The 3,010-nt window shown below is 37.9% G+C and carries 3 protein-coding genes; 1 reads left to right on the forward strand and 2 read right to left on the reverse strand.

What is annotated here, in order from left to right:
* Positions 1-396 precede the first annotated feature (396 nt).
* The gene (gene purD, locus EWM59_RS27405) at positions 397-1,695 is read right to left on the reverse strand and encodes a phosphoribosylamine--glycine ligase (protein ID WP_130020699.1); all 1,299 of its coding nucleotides are present in this window, start codon (positions 1,693-1,695) and stop codon (positions 397-399) included.
* An 89-nt stretch (positions 1,696-1,784) separates the two neighbouring features.
* Entirely contained in the window at positions 1,785-2,519 is a 735-nt protein-coding gene (locus EWM59_RS27410; protein WP_130024363.1) for a hypothetical protein, read from the reverse strand.
* Between the two features lie 115 nt (positions 2,520-2,634).
* On the opposite strand from EWM59_RS27410, the gene EWM59_RS27415 reads away from it, so the two are divergent.
* On the forward strand, positions 2,635-3,010 hold a 376-nt coding region (locus tag EWM59_RS27415; protein ID WP_130024364.1), incomplete at its 3' end, for a hypothetical protein.

Genomic DNA, 3,010 nt, shown 5'->3' on the forward strand with positions numbered 1-3,010 from the left:
CGCCCGATGAGCAACCTGCCACAGTTTTATGATTCGATTTTTCGGTTCTATCTAAGGCCTTTACTGCACCGCAGCCACCTGATGAACATTGTCCACAGCCCATATCCTCTGTATATATAGTTTATAGTTGGTTAAGAGTGATGGAAGTAAATGGTGAATTAGCGAATTGCGAATTAGTGAATTATTTGTTGCAGTGCATTAAATCTGCTCAATCAATAATCCTATCTTAATCAAAAACTAATTCAAATCATCATTTACAAACATCTTTTATTTATACAGATACAGGCAAAAGGCTTAGAGTAATACTATTTCTTTAACTCATTAAGAGGTGCTATTGTTATTGCTGAGGGACAACCCAATTCAAATATCATCTATATATAATAAGTCTGAAATCTCTTACTCTTCTTCTTTCAAAAACTTTAAAAGGTCTTTGCCTATATCTTTTCTGTAATATCTGCCGTCAAATATAATATTTTTTGCTAATCGTTGCGATTTCTGACGGGCAGAATTTAAGGTGCGAGCCATACCTACAGATACAATTACTCGTCCACCATTAGTTAATACACTATTGTCATCACCCGGTTTTGTGCCGGCATGAAAAATAATCGTGTCTTTTTCAGCTTCCGGTATCTGCATCAAATCACCTTTTCTGTAATCTTCAGGATACCCCTTTGCTACCACTACGGTTGCAATAGCTGCCTTCGGACTCAGCGAAAGTTTAATTTTATCAAGTTTACCTTCGGCGGTTGCTTTCATCAGTTTTACCATATCAGTTTTTATTCTTGGTAAAACTACTTCCGTTTCAGGGTCTCCCATACGTGCGTTGTACTCAATCACATAAGGTTCTCCGTTTACATTCATTAGTCCAACGAAAATAAAACCTACATATTTGATTCCTTCGGCCTGTAAGCCTGTTAAAGTAGGTTTCACTACACGTTCTTCTACTTTTTGTAAAAAGGCTTCATCGGCAAATGGTACAGGAGAAACAGCCCCCATACCTCCGGTATTAAGCCCTTTATCACCCTCGCCAATACGTTTGTAATCTTTTGCTTCGGGTAAAATTTTGTAGTTTTTACCGTCTGATAACACAAATACCGATAACTCAATGCCACTCAGGTATTGCTCTATCAGTACTTTGCTGCTTGCATCACCAAATTTGGCTTCGGCCAGCATTTCGTGCAGGCTTTGTTGGGCCTCTTTCAAGCTCTCGGCAATAATTACCCCTTTACCTGCGGCTAAACCGTCGGCTTTTAATACAATGGGTAACGATTGTTTTTCTAAATAGGCCAGTCCTTCGGCAAGCGTATCTTTTGTGAAAGTCTGAGAAGCCGCTGTCGGAATACCATATTTTTGCATAAAGTTCTTGGAGAAATCTTTGCTGCCTTCTAATTGGGCACCTGCCGCATCAGGCCCTACAATTTTTATTTTTTTAAGACTTTTATCTTTTTTGAAAAAATCAACAATGCCTTTTACAAGCGGGTCTTCCGGCCCAACAATCACCATTTCGATACTATGCTCTTTTACGGCTTGGGCAATTCCTGCAAAATCGCTTACGGCAATCGGTAAATTGGTGGCTAATGTTGCGGTACCTGCATTACCCGGTGCAACAAAAAGCTGCGTACAGTTTTTAGATTGAGAAATCTTCCAGGCAAATGCGTGCTCACGACCACCAGAGCCAATAATCAAAATGTTCATTTAGTCTAAAATTAGCGTTTCAAAGGGGCAAAGGTCGGAAGTTTTTTGGAAAAGAAAAAAATGCTTGCAGAAAATGGTAAATCTATCTGCTAAAATTCAAACTTATTGTCCTGTTTTACCCGCTCGATGGTATAATGAATGGATTTTTTACCACCATAAGCAATTTTTCTGGATACAACAGAAGCAGAAGTATAATAGGCTAAACGGGTATAAAATTCTCCCTGGCCAAAAAATGCTTTTTCTGTTTGCAGGTCATCTAACGGGATAGATTTCTTAGAAAAGAAAAATAGCTCATCTCTGTAGGCCTTGAAGCGTTGAACGCTATCCTGTGCATTAACAAAACGATAATCAAGCATCAGTGCTACGCCTTCATCAAACCAGGTCGGGATTTTTGTTTTGGTTTTCCACCAGCCTACACGAGTCATTAATTCATCATGCGACATTTCATGGGCAATCACATCTGCATTGAGTCCATCTTTATTTAACACTATCCATGAACCTACGGGTGTGCCTATGGTACAACCTGCCCCCTCTGATGTACGGCAATATTGCTGATACTTTTCCAGATTATCGCAAAATATAATGGTTGCTTCACCTTTCTGGCTGCCCCAAAAACCTTCTACACGTTTTTTAGCAATTTTAATATACTTTTTTAACGAATCCTGCTGTTTTAAAGTAGTACCAGTAGCTATATATACACCAGATTGTAAAGCATTGAAGTTATCGTACTTTACTAAAGAGCAGCGCAATACCTGCGGAAAAACCGAGATAAAAAGTAAAAAACAAAAGAATAGAAAGATAAATATGGGTTTCAGGAATCTCATTATTCTGTTAACGTATGATAACTAACTGAAAGTTCGCGCTATAAGATGTATGTTATTAAAAGTTTATGACGTAATTTTGGCAAAATTTTTTAATCACCTTACGACTTAAAAATATATGTATCAAATTATCCAACCGATTCACTCATATCTGGCATATCTTACTTTATTTCTATTAGCTTTTGCTACACTGAATGGAATGATGGGGTCAAGTAGTCAGAAAGCTTTTGAAGAAAAGCATTTAAGAATCAATAAATTTGCCCTCATAGCTACGCATACCATGTTTCTGTTAGGTGTTATTCTGTTGTTTACTTCTCCTATTACACAGGCTGCTTTTGCCGATATGAAAGCAACAATGAAAGACCCCTATTATAGATTATATGCCGTTGAGCACCCTACTATTAATTTACTTGCCGTTATTTTAGTAACTATCGGCAATGCCCGTGTGAAACGTGCAGTGGGTAATGGAAAGAAATTCAAGCAAACCATGATTT

Origin of the sequence: Emticicia agri, assembly GCF_004168285.1 — a bacterium.
Classification (GTDB): Bacteria; Bacteroidota; Bacteroidia; order Cytophagales; family Spirosomataceae; genus Emticicia; species Emticicia agri.

Excerpts from the sequence above, each read along its gene's own strand:
- EWM59_RS27410 (WP_130024363.1), bottom strand. The coding sequence starts at position 2,519 with ATGAGATTCCTGAAACCCATATTTATCTTTCTATTCTTTTGTTTTTTA.
- purD (WP_130020699.1), bottom strand. The coding sequence starts at position 1,695 with ATGAACATTTTGATTATTGGCTCTGGTGGTCGTGAGCACGCATTTGCC.